Origin of the sequence: Methylopila sp. Yamaguchi (assembly GCF_002897035.1) — a bacterium.
Taxonomy (GTDB): Bacteria; Pseudomonadota; Alphaproteobacteria; order Rhizobiales; family Methylopilaceae; genus Methylopila.
Window position 1 is genome coordinate 101533 of the sequence record NZ_BAUX01000009.1, and the last position, 19602, is coordinate 121134.

At 69.5% G+C, this 19602-nt stretch carries 14 protein-coding genes; 3 read left to right on the forward strand and 11 right to left on the reverse strand.

Annotated features, from left to right (window positions below):
* Positions 1-354: 354 nt before the first annotated feature.
* Complete coding sequence (gene rpsT, locus METY_RS12140) at positions 355-621, reverse strand: 30S ribosomal protein S20 (RefSeq protein WP_020187339.1); 267 nt, start codon at positions 619-621, stop codon at positions 355-357.
* 152 nt (positions 622-773) lie between these two features.
* Positions 774-2099 carry an ActS/PrrB/RegB family redox-sensitive histidine kinase gene (locus METY_RS12145; protein WP_103121655.1) on the reverse strand — a complete coding sequence of 442 codons (1326 nt, stop codon included), beginning with the start codon at positions 2097-2099 and terminating at the stop codon, positions 774-776.
* A gap of 125 nt (positions 2100-2224) precedes the next feature.
* On the opposite strand from METY_RS12145, the gene phaZ reads away from it, so the two are divergent.
* From phaZ to METY_RS12160, 3 genes are all read left to right on the forward strand, one after another.
* Positions 2225-3919 carry a polyhydroxyalkanoate depolymerase gene (gene phaZ / locus METY_RS12150; protein WP_103121656.1) on the forward strand — a complete coding sequence of 565 codons (1695 nt, stop codon included), beginning with the start codon at positions 2225-2227 and terminating at the stop codon, positions 3917-3919.
* A 151-nt stretch (positions 3920-4070) separates the two neighbouring features.
* The gene (locus METY_RS12155) at positions 4071-4490 is read left to right on the forward strand and encodes a hypothetical protein (RefSeq protein ID WP_103121657.1); all 420 of its coding nucleotides are present in this window, start codon (positions 4071-4073) and stop codon (positions 4488-4490) included.
* 187 nt (positions 4491-4677) lie between these two features.
* Positions 4678-5361 carry a metallophosphoesterase family protein gene (locus tag METY_RS12160; RefSeq protein ID WP_244593630.1) on the forward strand — a complete coding sequence of 228 codons (684 nt, stop codon included), beginning with the start codon at positions 4678-4680 and terminating at the stop codon, positions 5359-5361.
* Positions 5362-5511: 150 nt separating this feature from the next.
* Here the strand turns inward: METY_RS12160 and typA are convergent, their stop codons facing one another.
* The 9 genes from typA to coaBC form a co-directional block, all read right to left on the reverse strand.
* A complete protein-coding gene (typA, locus tag METY_RS12165) occupies positions 5512-7338 on the reverse strand; it encodes a translational GTPase TypA (RefSeq protein WP_103121659.1) in 1827 nt (608 codons plus the stop codon).
* 391 nt (positions 7339-7729) lie between these two features.
* On the reverse strand, positions 7730-8962 hold the full coding sequence (locus METY_RS12170; RefSeq protein ID WP_103121660.1) for an argininosuccinate synthase: 1233 nt from the start codon (positions 8960-8962) through the stop codon (positions 7730-7732).
* Positions 8963-9069: 107 nt separating this feature from the next.
* Positions 9070-10437 (reverse strand): MFS transporter, encoded by a 1368-nt coding sequence (locus tag METY_RS12175; RefSeq protein ID WP_103121661.1) that lies wholly within the window; start codon positions 10435-10437, stop codon positions 9070-9072.
* Between the two features lie 38 nt (positions 10438-10475).
* A complete protein-coding gene (locus METY_RS12180; RefSeq protein WP_103121662.1) occupies positions 10476-15290 on the reverse strand; it encodes an NAD-glutamate dehydrogenase in 4815 nt (1604 codons plus the stop codon).
* Between the two features lie 106 nt (positions 15291-15396).
* Positions 15397-16215, reverse strand: a complete 819-nt coding sequence (gluQRS, locus tag METY_RS12185; RefSeq protein WP_103121663.1) for a tRNA glutamyl-Q(34) synthetase GluQRS — start codon at positions 16213-16215, stop codon at positions 15397-15399.
* 71 nt (positions 16216-16286) lie between these two features.
* A complete protein-coding gene (cysK, locus tag METY_RS12190; RefSeq protein WP_103121664.1) occupies positions 16287-17273 on the reverse strand; it encodes a cysteine synthase A in 987 nt (328 codons plus the stop codon).
* Between the two features lie 118 nt (positions 17274-17391).
* Complete coding sequence (locus METY_RS12195; RefSeq protein WP_103121665.1) at positions 17392-17859, reverse strand: RrF2 family transcriptional regulator; 468 nt, start codon at positions 17857-17859, stop codon at positions 17392-17394.
* A 17-nt stretch (positions 17860-17876) separates the two neighbouring features.
* Complete coding sequence (gene dut, locus METY_RS12200) at positions 17877-18326, reverse strand: dUTP diphosphatase (protein WP_103121666.1); 450 nt, start codon at positions 18324-18326, stop codon at positions 17877-17879.
* The gene (coaBC, locus tag METY_RS12205) at positions 18323-19534 is read right to left on the reverse strand and encodes a bifunctional phosphopantothenoylcysteine decarboxylase/phosphopantothenate--cysteine ligase CoaBC (protein ID WP_103121667.1); all 1212 of its coding nucleotides are present in this window, start codon (positions 19532-19534) and stop codon (positions 18323-18325) included. Before coaBC ends, dut begins: the two co-directional genes overlap by 4 nt.
* Between the last annotated feature and the right edge of the window lie 68 nt (positions 19535-19602).

Consider the following 19602-nt stretch of genomic DNA (forward strand, 5'->3'; position numbering starts at 1 on the left):
TCGAAGCGGCCGGAGCTCTCCAAAACCTTGGGTAGCCAGCAAAATCACAGCGTCCGGGGAGGTCCTCCAAAAGCGACTCCGCCGGGTCGAATCTCGATCTTCGGAGCCGTGCGACTCCCCCGTGACGGGGCGGATTCCGGGTCCCCTTGCGGGTCTTGCCCCTAACATTCTGATCGATATACGTTTTTCGTGCTCGCCCGCAAGGGATGGACTCGATCTGTTGCGAATCCTTCATAAATCCGAGTCAAGCGCTGAATCCGTGCGGCGGCACGTTCGTGAAGCCCGTCGCGTAGGCGCCACAAACGAAAAAACCCGGCCTCGCGGCCGGGTTTCGAAGCGTCTTGAAACCGTCGTTCAGGCGCTGAGAGCGCGCACGCGGGCGGCGAGGCGCGAGACCTTCCGCGACGCGGTGTTCTTGTGCAGCACGCCCTTCTGGGCGGCGCGCATGATCTCCGGCTCGGCGGCGCGGAGAGCGTTGCGGGCGTCGTCCGCCTGGCCCGAGGCGAGCGCCTCTTCGACCTTGCGAAGGAAGGTGCGCACGCGGCTGCGGCGGGCGCCGTTCACGAGCGTGCGGCGAGCGATCTTACGGGCGGCCTTTTTGGCCGACGGCGTGTTGGCCATGGGCGTCTCGTTCCTTGATCCGATGCGCCGCGAGCGTAGAGCCCGCGCGGCGATAAAACGACGAGCGGCGAGCTCAGGCCCGCCGCGAGTGGCGGTCTCCTAGCAACGAAGCGTCCGCGCGTCAACGCCGGAGCGCACGCCCGCGGCGTGGATCAGCCGAACAGGCCGCGTTCCGGCGCCTCGAACCGCCCCCGCGGCCAGGCGACGCGCACCACCGCCCCCTCCTCCGGCGGGGCGGCGTTTCCGATCTCGATCGTCGCCCCCGACCGCTCCAGCAGGGTCTTGGCGATGAAGACGCCGAGACCGAGACCGCCGGCCTCCTGATCGTGCCCGCGGTCGTCCGAGCGGGTCGAGACATAGGGCTCGCCCACCTTGGCGAGGATCTCGGGCGCGAAGCCGGGGCCGTCGTCCGCAATCTCGAGGGTCACGCGGGCCGCGTCCCAACCGGCGGTCACGCGCACGCTCGACCGGGCGAAGTCGACCGCGTTCTCGACGATGTTGCCAAGGCCGTAGAGCACGCTCGGGTTGCGGCGCCAGTGGGGCTCGGTCGCCCGGTCGCCGATCAGCGCGACGCGGAGCGCCACGCCGAAATTGCGGTGCGGCTCCACGACGTCTTCGATCAGGTGGCCCATGGCCATGATGTCGAAGGGGGCGCCGTGCTCGTCGAGCGACGTCAGCTTCTTCAGAATGTCCCGGCAGCGGTCGACCTGTTCGCGCAGCAGCACGATGTCGTCGCGCTGGGGGCCGGCCTCCATTCCCCGCTCGAGCTCCTTGGCGACGAGCGCGATGGTCGCGAGCGGCGTTCCAAGTTCGTGGGCCGCCGCCGCGGCGAGGCCGTCGAGCGCGGACAGGTGCTGCTCGCGGGCGAGCACCAGTTCGGTCGCGGCGAGCGCCTGGCCGAGCTCGCGGCTCTCGGCCGCGACGCGCCACGCGTAGACGCCGATGAAGCAGAGCGCCAGCAGCAGGGCGCACCAGATGCCGGCCACATAGAGGAAGGGCATGTTGACGGGCTCGGCGCCCGTCCACGGCAGCGGGCGATGGACGAGGCCGAGCAGGGTCGCGCAGGCGACGACAAGCGCCGCGAGCGACAGGGTGGCCTTCGGCGGCAGCGCCGTCGCCGAGATCATGACCGGCGCGAGGAACAGCACGGAGAAGGGGTTCTCCAGCCCGCCCGTAAGATAGAGCAGCGCCGCAAGCTGCAGCACGTCATAGCCGAGAAGAGCGGCGGCCGCCCGCGGCGCAAGCCGGTGCGTCACCGGAAACCGCAGGCGCAGCAGAACGTTGAGTCCGGCGGAAAGCGCGATCACCAGGAAGCAGGCGGCGAGCGGCAGCGGAAAGCCGAGCGCCGCGTGAACGAGAACCACCGCCGCGCTCTGCCCGGCGACCGCGAGCCACCGCAGGCGCACGAGCGTGTCGAGCCTCAGGCGGTGCTGGACGAAGAACAGGCGCTCGCGGGCGTGGGAGATGTCGAGGGTCACGGCGACACCTTACACGCGCTTCGCCCGTGGCGGAGGCCCGGCGCCATCGGATGGATTGACGCCGCGGCGTAAGCGCGGAATCGTCTGGCGGGTTGTGCGACGCAACATATCCGGAAGGATGAGCGATGCCGAGAGAGATCAAGAGCGCGGGTATCGGCGAGTTTGGCGGGGCGCCCGCCACCGCCGACTGGGGCGGCTCCCTGACGACCATGCCGTTGTACTGGATGTACGAGGCGGCGCAATCCTCGCTCGGCCCGGCGCGCGCGCTCGCGGACGCCGGTCGGCTCTACTTCAAGAACCCCACGAACCCCGCCTCTCACACCGACTGGGGTCGGAAGATGGGAGCGATGTGCGAGGTGTTCGAGCGCGCGACGCGGCGCTACGGCAAGCCCGAGTTCGGCCTCGCCACGACGCTCGTCAACGGCGAACGGGTAACGGTGACCGAGAAGACGGTCTGGAGCCGACCGTTCTGCAACCTCGTCAATTTCGAACGCGCGATGCGGCCGGGCGTCCGCAAGCAGCCGAAGCTGCTGATCGTGGCGCCGATGTCGGGCCACTACGCCACTCTGCTGCGCGGCACTGTCGAGGCCATGCTGCCGGACCACGACGTCTTCATCACCGACTGGACCGACGCCCGCCTCGTCCCGGTCACCGACGGCTCCTTCGACCTCGACGATTACATCGACTACCTGATCTCGATCTTCCATTTCATGAAGGGCGACGTGCATGTGATGGCGGTCTGCCAGCCGGCCGTGCCGGTGCTCGCCGCGGTCGCGCGCATGGAGGCCGAGAACGACCCCTTCGTCCCGCACTCCATGACCCTGATGGGCGGCCCGATCGACACGCGGGAGAACCCGACCGCGGTGAACCAGGTCGCAATCGACCGCGGCACCGAGTGGTTCCAGCGCAACGTGGTGACGATGGTGCCGTGGCCGCACCCCGGCGTGATGCGTCAGGTCTATCCCGGCTTCCTGCAGCTCACCGGCTTCGTGTCGATGAATCTCGACCGGCATGTCGAGGCCCACAAGGAGTTCTTCAACCACCTCGTGGACGGCGACGGCGACAGCGCCGAGAAGCACCGCGAGTTCTACGACGAATACCTCGCGGTGATGGACCTGACCGCGGAGTTCTACCTTCAGACGGTCGACACCGTGTTCGTGCGGCAGTCCCTGCCGAAAGGCGAGATGACCCACCGCGGCAAGCCGGTCGACTGCTCGAAGATCACCCGTTGTGCGCTGATGACGGTCGAGGGCGAGCGCGACGACATCTCAGGCGTCGGTCAGACCAAGGCGGCGCACGCGCTCTGTTCGAGTCTCTCCGACGACAAGCGCGTCCACTATCTGCAGGACAAGGTGGGCCACTACGGCGTGTTCAACGGTTCGCGGTTCCGGTCGCAGATCGCCCCGCGGATCCACGACTTCATCCTGTCGAACCAGCCGCGCGCCGCATCGAGCTCGAAGCCGGCCGCTCCCGCCGCGGCCCCGCAGAAGGCGGAGCCCGTCGAAGCCCAGGCCGAGCCCCAGGCCACCACGGGAGCGGAGGCCGCCGTCAAGCCTCGCGCCGCGGCCAAGCGCCCGAAGGCGAACGGCGGGACCCGTCTGGCGGAGCCGCAGGGCCCGGCGGACGACCTCACCCGGATCATCGGCGTCGGGCCGAAGCTGCAGGCCGTGCTGAACGAGGCCGGCATCTTCCATTATTGGCAGATCGCGCGGATGACCGAGGACGAGCGGTTGTCGCTGGACGCCAAGATGACGCCGCCCGGCCGCATTGCGCGCGATAAATGGGTGGAGCAGGCGGCGCGCCTCGTCGAGGCGGGCTAACTCAAGCGTTTTTTGCGCATTCAGGTCTGGTCGACACTTATAAAGCGCTTATAAGGAGCCAACGCAGCGTCGTTCCGCGGGCTTTGTTGTTGTGTGCCGTCTCGTCGCTGCCGATTGGTCCGTTTAAACTTATTATTATCAGGAAAACACCATGAGCGTGTTCACTCATCGTCTTGGCGCTGCTGCGGCGGCGCTTGTCCTCCTCGCCGCTCCGGCCGCCGCGCAGTCCGTGACCAAGCTGAGCGGCGCGGACGTGCTGTCGAAGTACAACAAGGACGGCGACCAGACCCTTGAGCTGCCGGAGGCCCTGCTCCTGGCCGCCGAGACCTATCAGGCGATCAATCCCGACGGCGACAAGACCCTCGAGCCGAACGAGACCGAAGGCCGCCTGACGGCGAAGGACTGGGAGCGCGCCAACAAGGACGGCGACAAGACCCTCGAGATCGACGAGTGGCTGACCATCGCGCGCAAGCGCTTCAACGCCGCCGACGCCGACAAGGACGGCAAGCTGACCGCCGCCGAGCTGGACTCCAAGCGCGGCCAGCTGTTCGTGGCGCTGATCGCGCACTGAAGCGACGCGGGCGCATCGCCTGCGATCAGAACGTCGGCTCGCGGGGCCCCCGTCCCGCGGGCCGTTTCGCCTCAAAGGAGGTAGCCCCGATGTCGCGCGGCCGCTACGCGCCATCTGGACGCTAATGGCTTCAATCTCCGTCTGTCGTTTCGATTGGGTTCCCGCGCTCCGTGCCGCGCCGCCCGGCGTGGCCATCGCGGCCATCGGCGACGTGCATGGTCAGATCGACCTGTTCGACGCCCTGCGCGAGGCCCTGGCCGAAGAGCTTTGCGTCGCGCCGAGCCGGTTCTTCGTCAGCGTGGGCGATCTGGTCGACCGTGGCCCGGGCAGCCTTGCGGCGCTCCGTCGCGCGAAGGCTGGCCTGCCCGAGACCACAGCCATCACGCTCAAGGGCAACCACGAAGACCGCTTGCTCTCGATGCTGGCCTCCGCTCGCCCAGAGGACGTCGCGCACTGGCTCGAATTCGGAGGCGGCGACTTGGCGGAGGAGGCCGGCGTCCGTGTCGGCATGTCCGGTTGGGTCGAGGCGCTAAAGGCCGCGATCGGCCAGGATCTGCTTGATTGGCTTGAGCGCTTGCCGACGCTGGCGCGCATCGGCCAGCTCGTCTTCGTGCACGCTGGGCTTGACCCGGAGGCGCCGCTCGCGGAGCAGCACGATCGCACGTTGATGTGGACCCGGAGACCGTGGCTCGACAGTCCAGGTCCCTACGCCGAGACGGTGGGGGTTATCCACGGCCACACGCCGCAGCCCAAAGTGGACCTAAGCCACCCCCACCGCATCAATCTCGACACGGGCGCCTACCGGAGCGGGCTGCTGTCGGGTCTCGTGATCGTGGGCGACAGGATGCGGCTGGTCATGGCGGCGCGCTGACGCCCGCTGACAGCGGTCTGCAGCCCCGAGCGTCCCAGCGACAGAGGTCCCGCCGCCCGCGAAGATCGCGCCGGCGAGACCATTGAGTCAGAGCGCGATCCGCTTCGGCGCTCGTCTTGCGGGAGAGCCGACGTCAGATGCTAGCGGACGTCACGCGACGTCCGCTTCGGCCTTGCGGCTGTCGCGCTTGCGGGCGTTGGGGTCGAGCAGGCGCTTCCGCAGCCGGATCGACTTGGGCGTCACCTCGACGAGTTCGTCATCCTGGATCCACGCCAGCGAGCGCTCCAGCGTCATCCGGATCGGAGGCGTGAGGCGCACCGCCTCGTCCTTCGACTGCGTGCGGATGTTGGTGAGCTTCTTGCCCTTGAGGACGTTGACCTCGAGGTCGTTGTCGCGCGAGTGGATGCCGATCAGCATGCCCTGATAGACCTTCCAGCCCGGCTCGATGATCATCGGGCCGCGGTCCTCAAGGTTCCAGAGCGCGTAGGCGACCGCCTCGCCGGCCTCGTTCGCGATCAGCACGCCGTTGTTGCGGCCCGCGATCTCGCCCTTGTAGGGACCATAGGCGTGGAACAGGCGGTTCATGATCGCCGTGCCCTTGGTGTCCGTCAGCAGTTCGCCCTGGTAGCCGATCAGGCCGCGGGTTGGCGCGTGGAACATCAGCCGCAGACGGTTGCCGCCGGAGGGGCGCATCTCCAGCATGTCCGCCTTGCGCTCGGACATCTTCTGCACGACGACGCCGGAATGCTCCTCATCGACGTCGATCACGACCTCCTCGATCGGCTCGACCAGCTCGCCGTCCTCGTTCCGCTGCATGACGACGCGCGGGCGGGACACGCCAAGCTCGAAGCCTTCGCGGCGCATGGTCTCGATCAGGATCGCGAGCTGCAGCTCGCCGCGGCCGGAGACGATGAACGAGTCCTTGTCCGCCGCTTCCTCGACCTTGAGCGCGACGTTGCCCTCGGCCTCCTTCAGCAGCCGGTCGCGGATAACGCGGCTCGTGACTTTGTCGCCCTCGGTGCCGGCGAGCGGGCTGTCGTTGACCAGGAAGCTCATCGACACGGTCGGGGGGTCGATCGGCTGCGCCTGGATCGGCTCGGTGACCTGCGGATCGCAGAACGTGTCGGCGACGGAGGCCTTCACCAGGCCTGCGATCGAGACGATGTCGCCGGCCTCGCCGACGTCGATCGCGGTGCGCTCGATGCCGCGGAAGGCGAGGATCTTGGAGACGCGGCCGTTCTCGACCAGCTGGCCGTCGCGCGACAGCACCTTGACGGTCTGGTTCGGACGGACCTGGCCGGAGATGATGCGGCCGGTGATGATGCGGCCGAGGAACTGGTTGGCCTCGAGCAGCGTCCCGAGCATGCGGAACGGGCCGGGCTCGGTCTTGGCCTCCGGCACATGCTTGAGGATCAGGTCGAACAGCGGCGCCAGGCCCTCGTCCTTGGGACCGTCGGGGGAAGCCGCGAGCCAGCCGTCGCGGCCGGATCCGTAGAGGATCGGGAAGTCGAGCTGCTCGTCGGTGGCGTCGAGCGCCGCGAACAGGTCGAACACCTCGTTGATCACCTCCGACGCGCGGGCGTCGGGGCGGTCGACCTTGTTGATCGCGACGATCGGGCGAAGCCCGATCTTCAGCGCCTTCGACACCACGAACTTGGTCTGCGGCATCGGGCCTTCGGCCGCGTCCACCAGCACGATCACGCCGTCGACCATCGACAGGATGCGCTCGACCTCGCCGCCGAAGTCGGCGTGGCCCGGCGTGTCGACGATGTTGATGCGGGTGTCCTTCCACACGATCGACGTCGCCTTGGCGAGGATCGTGATGCCGCGTTCCTTCTCGAGGTCGTTGGAGTCCATCACGCGTTCGGCGACGCGCTGGTTCTCGCGGAACGATCCGGACTGGGACAGCATCTTGTCGACCAGCGTGGTCTTGCCGTGGTCGACGTGCGCGATGATCGCGACATTGTGGAGTATCATGGGCTCTCGCTTCAGGGCCGCCCGCGCGGTCCCGCCTGTTCGCTTCTTCTATCTCGTGTGCGGCGCACACATGCGCGAAATGCGCTCGAAACGCAAGGGCGCAGGGAGTCGTCGTCCCGGACGGCCGCAGGCCGATCCGGGATCGTCGCCCGGGTTTGACCGGACAGGCCGCCGTGGTCCGACGGCCTGTCCGACATCGAGAAACGGCTGCTTGGGTCGGGTGCGTGCTTCGAGAGGCCGACCTGCGGTCGGCTCCTCAGCATGAGGTAGGATTTTGTTTCAAAAGGCAAAAAGGCCCTCATGCTGAGGAGCCCGCCTCTTGGCGGGCGTCTCGAAGCACGGACCGACAGCCTATGAAGACGACCCCGGCTCTTTGGCCGGGATGGCTCCCTTACGCCTCGCGCCGCTTCCGGGCCCCGAGCGTCCGCAGCCGCAGGGCGTTCAGCTTGATGAAGCCCGCCGCGTCGCGGTGGTCGTAGGCGACCGCGCCGTCCTCGAAGGTGACGAGCTCCTGATTGTAGAGCGAATTCGGGCTCTCGCGGCCCGTGACGATAACGTTGCCCTTGTAGAGCTTCAGCCGCACGCGGCCGGAGACCTCCTTCTGGGACAGGTCGATCGCGGCCTGCAGCATCTCGCGCTCCGGCGAGAACCAGAAGCCGTTGTAGATGAGCTCCGCGTAGCGCGGCATCAGCTCGTCCTTGAGGTGGGCGGCGCCGCGGTCGAGCGTGATCGACTCGATCGCGCGGTGGGCGACGAGCAGGATCGTGCCGCCGGGCGTCTCGTAGACGCCGCGGGACTTCATGCCCACGAAGCGGTTCTCGACCAGGTCGAGCCGGCCGACGCCGTTGGCCTTCCCCAGCTCGTTGAGCCGCGTCAGGATCGACGCCGGCGACAGCGGCTCACCGTCGATCGCGACCGCGTCGCCCTGCTCGAAGTCGATCGACATCAGCGTCGGCTGGTCGGGCGCGTCCTCCGGCGAGATCGTGCGCATGTGCACGTCCTCGGGGGCCGCAAGGCTCGGATCCTCGAGCACCTTTCCTTCCGAGGAGGAATGCAGCAGGTTGGCGTCGACCGAGAAGGGCGCCTCGCCGCGCTTGTCCTTGGCGATCGGGATCTGGTGCTGTTCCGCGAACTCGATCAGCCGCGTGCGGGAGGTCAGGTCCCACTCGCGCCAGGGCGCGATCACCTTCACCTCAGGCTCGAGCGCGTAATAGCTGAGCTCGAAGCGGACCTGATCGTTGCCCTTGCCGGTGGCGCCGTGGGCGACGGCGTCCGCCCCGGTGGCGCGCAGGATGTCGATCTGGCGCTTGGCGATCAGCGGCCGCGCGATCGACGTGCCGAGCAGGTACTGGCCCTCATAGACGGTGTTGGCCCGAAACATCGGGAACACGTAGTCCCGCACGAATTCCTCGCGCAGGTCCTCGACGAAGATGTTGTCCGGCTTGATGCCGAGCAGCTCCGCCTTCTTGCGCGCCGGCTCCAACTCCTCGCCCTGGCCGAGGTCGGCGGTGAAGGTCACCACCTCGCAATTGTAGGTGGTCTGCAGCCACTTGAGGATGACGGAGGTGTCGAGGCCGCCGGAGTAGGCGAGAACGACCTTCTTCACGGAGGCGGCGTCGGACATGCGATCGGATCCTTGAATCCTGAGGGGCTTGAGGCGCGGCGCACTCTAGCCATCGGCGCGCGCGGCGCAACCCGTGAGCGGGGGTCGCGCCCTGAGGCGGGAGGCCGCTAGCGCCGCGCCTCGGGCACCCGGACGGCGCCGAGCAGCGCGGCTCCGCCGAGGAAGAAGGCGATCAGCACGGAAACGCCGACGCGCTGGCTGTCGGTCAGCGCGGTCACGCCCGCCACCGCGAACGGCCCGAGGAAGGACGTGACCTTCCCAGAGAGGGCGAACAGCCCGAACGCCTGCGTCAGCTTCTCCTTCGGAGCGAGGCGCACCAGCAGCGAGCGGGAAGAGGCCTGGAGCGGACCGGAGGCCGCGCCGAGCACCAAGGCGAGGCCGATGAACAGCCGCTCGGGAGCGGACGAGAACAGGGCGTCGTCCGGCACCGGGGGCGTCACCGGCACCACGAACAGGATCCGCGCGCGGTCGATCGAGGCGATCGCCACCGCCGCGGCGGTCAGCAGCCCAAGCGACCACGCGACCACGCGCTCCGGCCCCACGCGATCGTCGAGCCAGCCGCCGACCAGCGATCCGAAGATCCCGGAGACGATGACGAGCACGCCGAAGACGCCGGTTTCGATCGGCCCCCAGCCCAGCGCCCCCGCCCCGTAGATGCCGCCGAAGGCGAACAGGGCGGTCAGCCCGTCTACGTAGAGCATGTGAGCGGCCAGGAAGAGCGCGAGGTCCGGCGATCGGCGCAGGCTCTTCAGCGTTCGCCAGAGGTCGCTTAAGCCCGCCCTGACCGCGCCGCGCGGAAATCCGGCCGCCACGTCGGGCGTGAAGAGGAACAGCGGGGCGGCGAAGACGAGGTACCAAAGGGCCGAGAAAGGTCCAGCCGCGCGATCCCCTTCGAAGGTCGCCGGATCGAGGCCGAGGATCGGCGCGATGCCCGCGAGCGTCAGCCCGTCTTCCGGATCGGCGGAGAACAGCAGGAGCGCGACCGCGAGGGCGATCAGGCCGCCGACGTAGCCGGTCGCCCAGCCGAGCCCGGACAGACGGCCGATCCGCTCCGGCGGCGCCAGCGTCGGCATCATGGCGTTGGTGAAGGCCGTGGCGCATTCCGCTCCGATGGTCGCAACCACGAAGCCGCCGAGCGCGATGGGAACCGCATAAGCGGATCCGGGGACAGCGAACCACAGGGCCGACGCGCCGAGGACGATGAGGAGCGAAAACCCCGCGATCCACAACTTGCGGCCGCCGGTTCGGTCCGCGATCGCGCCGAGCGGCGGCGTGGCGAGGCCCACGATCAGCCCCGCCGTGCCCGCCGCCACGCCCCACAGCGCCTGACCTTCCGCAGGGTCGTCCATCAGACGAGACACGAAGAAGGGCGCGAACACGAAGGTCGCGAGCAAGGTGAACACGGGCTGCGTCGCCGCATCATAGAGCGCCCACGCGGCGACCGCGCGGCGGGAGACGGTTCGGTGCAACGGCATGGGCTCACGAAAACGAAGGCGTGGCGGGGAGGCGCAGTCTACGCCACGTCGTGCGCCAAATCTCCGAGCAGACTGGAGGCCACCGTCAGCCGCGCGAGCGTCAGCCCGCCGCCGGCGATCTCGCCGACCGCGCGGCGCACGCGGGCGACGTCGGACGCGTTTCTGGTCCATGCCGACACCGCGTCCCGGCCGTCGAGGGCGGGCTCGGCGGCGAGCGCCGCGACCGCCATGGCCCGCGCGGCGACGCCGATCTGGTCCAGCGCGCGGTCGAGCGCGAGGCGGTCGTAGTAGTCCGCCACCCCGATCGCCTGGGCCGACCGCACCATGCGGGCGAGCTGGAACTCATCGGCGACGGCGAACAGAGCCGCCGCGGCGACATCGATGGGACGGCCGGTCCTTTCGGCGATGAGCACGGCGTCGGTCGCGCCCTCCATGGCGAGCAGCGCCGAGAACCGCACCGCGAGCGGCCCCGGCAGGCCCGCGCGCACGAGCTCGGTCGCGCGAGCGGACCGCCGACCCGCGGCGTCGGGCCCCAAGGCGGCGTCGAGCCCGGCGGCCACCGCGTCCACGCCGGTCCGGAACCGGGCGACGACGCCGTCAAGGCCTCCGTCGAGATCGACGTTTCGCAGGAACCAAACCATGCGGTGGAGCAGCAGCTCGCGCATGCCGGCGTAGAGATCGAGCTGGAGAGCGCCGGGGATCTTGGCGTCCAGCGCGTCGATCTCGTCGTGCACCTCGTCCATGCGAAACGCGTCCCGCGCCACCGCGAAGGCGGCGGCGATCCGGGACGGCGGGGCCCCGGTCTGGTCCATGAGCCGGACCACCAGCGCCGGTCCCCCGCGGTTGATCATGGCGTTCGCGAGCACCGTCGCGATGATCTCCCGCCGCAGCCGATGGCCGGCGATCGCCTCCGCGAAGCGTTCGCGCATCAACGTCGGGAAATAGCGGAGGAGCTCCTTCGCGAGGTACGGATCGTCCGGGGTGCCCGAGGCGAGCAGGTCGTCGTAGAGCGCGATCTTCGACCAGGCCAGCAGCACCGCGATCTCGGGCCGCTCCAGCGGGTCGCCGGCGCGCACGCGCTCGGCGAGCGTGGCGTCGTCGGGCAGGACTTCGACGGCGCGATCAAGCAGGCCGCGGGCCTCGAGCGCCTGCATCAGCCGAGACTGAAAGCCGGCCTCGTCGACGCCCGCGCGCTGACTGAGCGAGATCGCGAGCGTCTGGTCGTAGTTGTTGGCGAGCACGAGACGGCCGACCTCGTCGGTCATTTCGCTGAGGATGCGGTTGCGCTCTTCGAGCGCGAGCGCGCCGTCGCGCACCGGGGCGGCGAAGGCGATCTTGATGTTCACCTCGACGTCCGAGGTGTTGACGCCCGCCGAATTGTCGATGGCGTCGGAGTTGATCCGCACGCCCTTCGCCGCCGCCTCTATCCGGCCCTTCTGGGTGACGCCAAGATTCGCGCCCTCGCCGACCACCTTCGCCCTGAGCTCCGGCGCGGCGATACGGATCGCGTCGTTGGCGCGGTCGCCGGCCTGCTCGTCGGTCTCGCTCGTCGCCCGCACGTAGGTGCCTATGCCGCCGAACCAGAGCAGGTCCGCGGGCGCCTTCAGGATCGCGCTCATCACTTCCTGCGGCGTGGCGCTCGTCTTCTCGAGACCGAGCGCGGCGCGCACGGGCTCCGACAGCGGAACCGTCTTCAGGCTGCGGGAGAAAACGCCGCCTCCGTCCGAGATCTTGGCGGCGTCATAGTCCTTCCAGCTGGAGCGCGGCAGTGCGAACAGCCGCTTGCGCTCCTCGAACGAGACGGCGGGGTCGGGATCCGGATCGAGGAAGATGTCGCGATGGTCGAAGGCCGCGAGGAGCTTGATCGCCGGCGAAAGCAGCATGCCGTTGCCGAAGACGTCGCCCGACATGTCGCCGACGCCCACCACCGTGAAGGGCGTGGTCTGGATGTCGACGTCCATCTCGCGGAAATGCCGCTTCACCGCCTCCCACGCGCCCCGTGCGGTGATGCCCATGGCCTTGTGGTCGTAGCCGACCGAGCCGCCGGAGGCGAAGGCGTCGCCGAGCCAGAAGCCGCGGGCCTCGGCGATGCCGTTCGCGGTGTCGGAGAAGGTCGCAGTGCCCTTGTCCGCGGCCACCACGAGGTAGGGGTCGTCGCCGTCGTGGCGGACGACCGCCTCGGGCGGAACCAGATCGTCGCCCTTCAAGTCGTCGGTGACGTCCAGCAACGCGTTGATGAAGATCTTGTAGGCCTCGGTCCCTTCCGCGAACCAGGCGTCGCGGGGACCCGCGGGGAGTTGCTTCGGCACGAAGCCGCCCTTGGCGCCCACCGGCACGATGACCGCGTTCTTCACCTGCTGCGCCTTTACGAGGCCCAGCACCTCGGTGCGGAAGTCCTGCGGCCGGTCGGACCAGCGCAGGCCTCCGCGCGCGACCCTCCCGAAGCGCAGGTGCACGCCCTCCACACGGGGCGAATAGACCGAGATTTCGTAAAGCGGCCGGGGAGCAGGGAGGCCCTCGACCTTGGCGCTCTCCAGTTTGAAGGCGAAAGTGCGCTTAGGCCCTCCCGCCGCGTCTTCCTGAAAGAAGTTGGCGCGCTGGCAGGCCAGCACGACGTTCTGGAACCGGCGCAGGATGCGGTCTTCGTCGAGGCTGTCGACGGCGGCGAGCGCCTCCTCGACGCGGGCGACGATCGCCGCCTCGCGCTCAGCGCGGTCGTCGGGCGCGTCGGGACTGAAGCGGACGTGGAACAGCTCGACGATCATCGCGGCGACGCCCGCGTGCTTCGTCAGGGTGGTCCACATGTAGTCCTGATCGTAGGGAACCCGCGCCTGCCGGAGGTAGCGCGAGAACGCGCGCAAGAGCGCGATGTCACGCCAGCCGAGGCCGGCTTCGAGCGCCAGCGCGTTGTACCCGTCGCTCTCGGCGTCGCCGTTCAGCACCGCGATCAGCAGCGCCTCGAGCTGGGCGTCGAGCGCAGGCGTCAGCTCGAGCACGGCCCCGCTGGCGCGCTCGAGCGCCATGTCGTGGATGAAGACATGGGCCTCGGCGCCGAGGCCGGCCGGCTCCGCGCGGTAGCTGCGTTCCTCGATCACCCGGAATCCCATGTTCTCGAGCATGGGGACCCGGCGTGACAAGGGAATCGGCGCCCCCCGCGAAAACACTTTCAGACGGATCTCCGGCTCGCCGAGACGGCGGAAAAAGTCGATCGCGAAGCTGGCTTCGGCCGACAGCCGCTCGATGTGGCCGAGGTCGACCACCGCCTCCGCCGGCGAGGTGCGCGATTCGTAGGCGCGCCCGAACGCCTGGCCGTAGCGCTGCGCCAGACGGCGAGCCTCGGCGCCGGCGCGGCTCGTCGAAAGCTCAGCCCGCAACAGATCGCCCCAGGTCGCGGCCTGCCCCGCGATCTCCTCGTCGAGCGCCGCTGGGTCGACCTCAGGCGCAGGCCCGTCGAGGCCGATGACGAACTGCACCCGGGCGAGCGGCCCTTCGGGGAAGGCCGGATAGTAGGCGCTGACGCGGCCGCCGAGCCGTTGCGCCAACCTCTGCCCGATGCGGGCGCGCACCGCGGAGTCGTAGCGCTCGCGGGGGACGTAGACGAGGGCGGAGGCGAAACGCTCGAACCGATCGAGCCGGAGGAGGACTTTCACGCGCGGGCGTTCGTAGAGCGCAAGGACCTCCATCGCGGTGTCGAACAGCGCGTCGGCGTCGACCTGGAACAGCTCGTCGCGCGGGTGGGTCTCCAGAACGGTCGCCAGCGCCTTGCCGGAGTGGCTGTCCGGATCGAAGCCGGCGCGTCGGATGACCTGATCGATCTTTCGGCGGACCAGCGGCAGGCTTCTGGCCGGGCGGGTGTAGGCCGAAGCGGTGAACAGGCCAACGATGCGCAGTTCGCCGACGAGCCGGCCGTCGCCGTCGAACCGCTTCACGCCGACGTAGTCCATGTGCCGCCGCCGGAAGACCTTGGCGTGCACGCTGGCTTTGGTGACGATCAGCGGCTTCGGCTCGTGCAGAAAGGCGCGGATCTCGGGCGTCAGGTTGACCAGCTGGCCGCCGCGGCGGAGCACGCGGGCGGCGGGATCGCGCAGCGCGCCCAGGCCCGTCTCGGACAGCTGCTCCAGCCGCTCGTCATCGCCCTCCCCTTTCAGCGCGTACTCGCGGGCGCCGAGGAAAATGAACTCGTCGCCGTCGAGCCATTGCAGGAACTGGATCGCCTCGGCGATCTCGGCGACGTCCAGCGGCGGCGGCGTCTCCTTGAAGGCCGCGACCTGCGCCTGCACGAGCGCGCGCATCGCTTCATGGTCCTCGGTCGTCTTGCGAACTTCTGCCAGCACGTCCTCAAGCGCCGCGACGAGATCGGCGCGGGCGGCCTCGTCGTCGATCCGGTCGACATGCAGGTGGATCAGGCTCTCGCGCGGCGTGTCCCCCACCTCCGCGCGGTTGGCGTCGCCGAGGAAGCGGAGGAGCCGCCCCTCCGGGTCCCGCTCCACGGCAATGATGGGATGAGCCACCAGGCCCGCCGTCATGCCGCGCTCGCCGAGCTCGGCAAGCAGGCTGTCGAGCAGGAAGGGCATGTCGTCGTTGACGATCTCGATGACGGTCGTCTCGGCGCGCCCGCCAAGTTCCGGGTCGGTCAGCCGGATGTCGGCTTTCCCCGGCGCCCGGCGCGCCAGATGCCGCCACGCATCAGCGGCGAGGGTCGCGATCGCGCCCGGCTCGAGGGCTTCGAGATCGTCCAGCGCGGTGCGCGAGAACAGGGCCTCGACGAAGGCCGCCGGAGGGCCGTCCGCCTGTCTCGCCCGCTCCGCGGCGTCGCCGATGAGCCTGGTGCGGATGGCGTCGCCCTGCAGCATGATCGTCTCCTCGCATGCGCGGCGGAGGCCTCGACGGCCGGCCGTCGCGTTGAACCTAGGCCGCAAAGCGCGACGGGTCGATAACGCTTCCGCGACGAGGCCGGCTTCAGAGCGCTCCGGCCGCGCGCAGGACGTCCTCACGCGACCAACCTTCCTCTCGCAGGGAGCGGAGCGAGGGCGAGCCGCGGCTCTTGGACAGCTTCGCGCCGTCGGGCGCCATCAGGAGCGGGTGGTGGCGGTAGGCGGGCTCCGGAAGATCGAGCAGCCGCTGGAGGAGGCGGTGGACCGCGGTCGCCTCATAGAGATCGCGCCCGCGCACGACGTGGGTGACGCCCTGCGCCGCGTCGTCGACGACCACCGCCAGATGGTAGCTCGTCGGCGTCTCCTTGCGCGCGAGCACGACGTCGCCCCATCGCTCGGGCTGGGCTTCGATCGCGCCGACGCCTTCCTCCCACCAGGTCAGAGGCTCGCCGTCGAGGGTCGCGAGCGCCTTCGCCATGTGTAGGCGGCGGGCGACAGGTCCGTCGGGATCCGACGGGCGCGCTCCTGCGAGCGGCAGACGCACCGCCCCGTCCGGATCGCGCGCGGCGTCGGGGGCCGCGGCCGCGGCGATGTCGGTCCGCGACAATCGGCAAGAGTAAAGGAGGCCTCGCGTGTCCAGCTTCGCCAGGGCCGCGGCGTAGAGATCGAGGCGTTCGGACTGGCGAACGACGGGGCCGTCCCAACTGAACCCCAGCCACGCCAGGTCGTCTTCGATCGCGGCGGCGAACTCCGGTTTCGACCGGACCGGATCGATGTCCTCGATCCGGAGCAGCAAGCGCCCGCCCGCGGCCTTCGCCGCGCGCCAGACAGCGGCGGCCGAGGCGGCGTGGCCGAGATGGAGAAGCCCCGTCGGCGACGGGGCGAAGCGGAAGACCGGAGTCATGTCAGATGGTCATGCCGGACCAATGTCGGCATGACCATCCCAACGTCGTCGGGACGCGGGAGCCGCCGCTCTCAGAGGCCCTCGAACAGCGCAGTCGAGAGATAGCGCTCGGCGAAGCTCGGGATGATGATCACGATGTTCTTGCCGGCCGCTTCCGGCCGCGCGCCGATCTCGAGCGCGGCGGCGATGGCTGCGCCCGAGGAGATTCCCACCGGAACGCCTTCAAGGCGGGCGACGAGGCGCGCCGTCTCGAACGAGGTCTGGTTGCCGACGGTCACGACCTCGTCGATGACTGAACGGTCCAGCACGCCGGGCACGAAGCCCGCGCCGATGCCCTGGATCTTGTGGGGGCCGGGCTGGCCGCCGGAGAGCACGGGCGAGTCCTCGGGCTCCACCGCCACGATCTTCAGCGTGCTCTTGCGCGGCTTCAGCGCGGAGCCGACGCCGGTGATGGTGCCGCCGGTGCCCACACCGGACACCAGATAGTCGACGCCGCCGTTGGTGTCGTTCCAGATTTCCTCCGCCGTCGTGCGGCGGTGGATGTCCGGGTTCGCCGGATTCTCGAACTGCTGCGGGATGATCGCGTTCGGGATCTCCTGCACCAGTTCCTGAGCGCGCGCGACGGCGCCCTTCATGCCCTTCGGGCCCTCGGTCAGCACCAGCTCGGCGCCGAGCAGCGCCAGCATCTTGCGGCGCTCGATCGACATGGTCTCGGGCATCACGAGGATGAGGCGGTAGCCGCGCGCCGCCGCCGTGAAGGCGAGCGCGATGCCGGTGTTGCCGGAGGTGGGCTCCACGAGCACGCTGTCGGGCTTCAGCACGCCGTCGCGCTCGAGCGCGTCGATCATGGCGACGCCGATGCGGTCCTTCACGCTTGCGATCGGGTTGAAGAACTCGAGCTTCGCCAGCAGGTTGGCCTTCACGCCCTTGTGCTTGGCGAGACGGTCCAGCCGCACGAGCGGGGTGTCCCCGATCGTGTCCGTAATGCTGTCGTAGATGCGGCCGCGGCCCGGGACGCGCTCCGGGGCCGCTTCGGTCTTGAACGCGGGCTGGCTCATGGGACCTCTCCTAGGAGACCTGTTTCTCGGGCCCTTCGCCAACAGGCGCGGGCCATCTTCTGAGCGTGAGCCTAACAAACCCACAGAACATTGTCGATAAAATCGATATTATGCGTTTCTATATCGTGAAATCATAGGTCTGCCGGCTGTCGCCGAACACGTGGCGGCGTTCGGCCTCCTGGCACAGATCCTCGACGTTGATCTCGTCGAGCCGTTCGAGAAAGCTCTCGGAGGCGGAGCGGATCATCGGCTTAACCACCTGCGCCACCAGCATGGAGCCGCCTTCGCGGACCTCGCGCGCGGCGAGCGCGTCGACGTCCTCCTCCTCGCCCATGGCGGCGCGGACGATGTCCGCGATCGAAATGCGACGGCGCTCGCGCGCAAGTTCGTAGCCGCCCCGCGGACCGCGGACGCCCTTGAGAATGCCGGTGCGCACGAGAACCTGCAGCAGCGTCTCGAGATGCCGCGGGGGTAGGCCATGACGAGCGGCCAGGGTCTTGGCGGCGATCGGCGTGGGACGCGCGTGGTAGGCGATGTCCACGACCGCCGCCACGGCCAGCAGGCTGCGGCGCGGCAGCAAATTCATGACCTCTCCTTCCGACCTCACCGTCCCGTGGAGCCGAAGCCGCCCTCCCCGCGCCCGCTGGGATCGACCGCCTCCGCTTCGACGACCGTGGCGCGCGTGACCGGAGCCAGCACCAGCTGGGCGATCCGCGCTCCCCGCGTCACCGCGAAGGGTTCGTCCCCGTGATTCACGAGAAGAACCTTCAGCTCGCCGCGATAGTCCGCGTCGATCGTCCCGGGCGCGTTCAGCACCGTCACGCCGTGACGAAGCGCGAGGCCCGAACGCGGCCTGACCTGGGCTTCGAACCCCGGGGGGAATTGGAGCACCAGCCCGGTCGGGACAAGAGCGCGCGCGCCGGGCGCGATCACGATCGGGGCGTCCGCCGGCACGGCCGCCGGCAGATCGAGGCCAGCGGCCGCCGAGGTCTCGTAGGCCGGGGTCGGAGAGTCTTCGCCGTGAGGCAGGCGCAGGATGCGGAGTTCGGTCATGGCCGCGGCCTGAGGGCGGCCGCAAAGCGCGTCACAAGCGCCTCCGCGACGGCGTCCTTGGTCATCGTCTCCCAGGATTCGACGCCGCCGCTCCCGACGAGATGGACGGTGTTGCGCGCGCCGCCCATGACGCCTCCGCCCCCGGCCGAGACGTCGTTCGCCACGATCAGGTCGCAGCCCTTGCGGGCGAGCTTGGCGCGCGCGTTGTCGAGCACGTTCTCGGTCTCCGCCGCGAAACCCACCACCAGCTCCGGCCGCCCCTCGGTCCGGCGGGCGACGGTCGCCAGGATGTCGGGATTCTCGACCAACGTCAGGGTCGGCGGACCGCCGGCGCCCTTCTTGATCTTCTGCACCGCGTCTTCCGCCACCCGCCAGTCGGCCACGGCGGCGGCGAACACCGCGACGTCGACCGGCGGCGCGGCCTCGACGGCGGCGAGCATCTCCCGCGCGCTCTCCACATGGACGGTCGTCACCCCGGCGGGATCGGGAAGGGCCACGGGGCCGGACACCAGGATGACCTCGGCGCCCGCCCGCGCGGCGGCGGCGGCGATGGCGTGGCCCTGGCGGCCGGACGAGCGGTTGGCGATCACGCGCACGGGATCGATCGGCTCATGGGTCGGGCCCGACGTCACCAGCACGCGCCGGCCGGCCAGCGCGCCGGCGGCTGGTCGCAGCCGCGCTTCGACCGCCGCCACGATCGCAAGCGGCTCGCTCATGCGCCCGAGCCCGCTTTCGCCGCGCTCGGCCATCAGGCCCTCCTCGGGCCCGACGAAAGCGACGCCCTGCGCCTCGAGCCAGGCCACGTTCCGGCGCGTGGCGGGATGCGCCCACATCGTCGGGTTCATGGCGGGCGCCGCGAGCACCGGCGAGGTGGCGGCCAATAGCGCGGTCGAGGCGAGGTCGTTGGCCAGGCCATTCGCCATCTTGGCGAGCAGGTCGGCCGTCGCCGGGGCCACCACCACCAGATCGGCGTCGCGAGCGAGCCGGATATGGCCGACGTCGTGCTCCTGCGTCAGGTCGAACAGCTCCCGGAACACAGGCTCGGCGGTCAGCGTCCCGACCGACAAGGGCGTCACGAACTCGCCCGCCGCCTCGGTCAGGATCGCACGGATTGAGAAGCCGCGCTCCTTCAGACGACGGATCAGATCAAGCGTCTTGTAGGCGGCGATGCCGCCGCCGATGACGAGCAGGATGCGGGAGGAGCTCATGCGCTGACGCCATACGTTGAGGACGAGGGGACCAATGGACGCCGATCGAGGCGCCGTGTCCAAGCTTC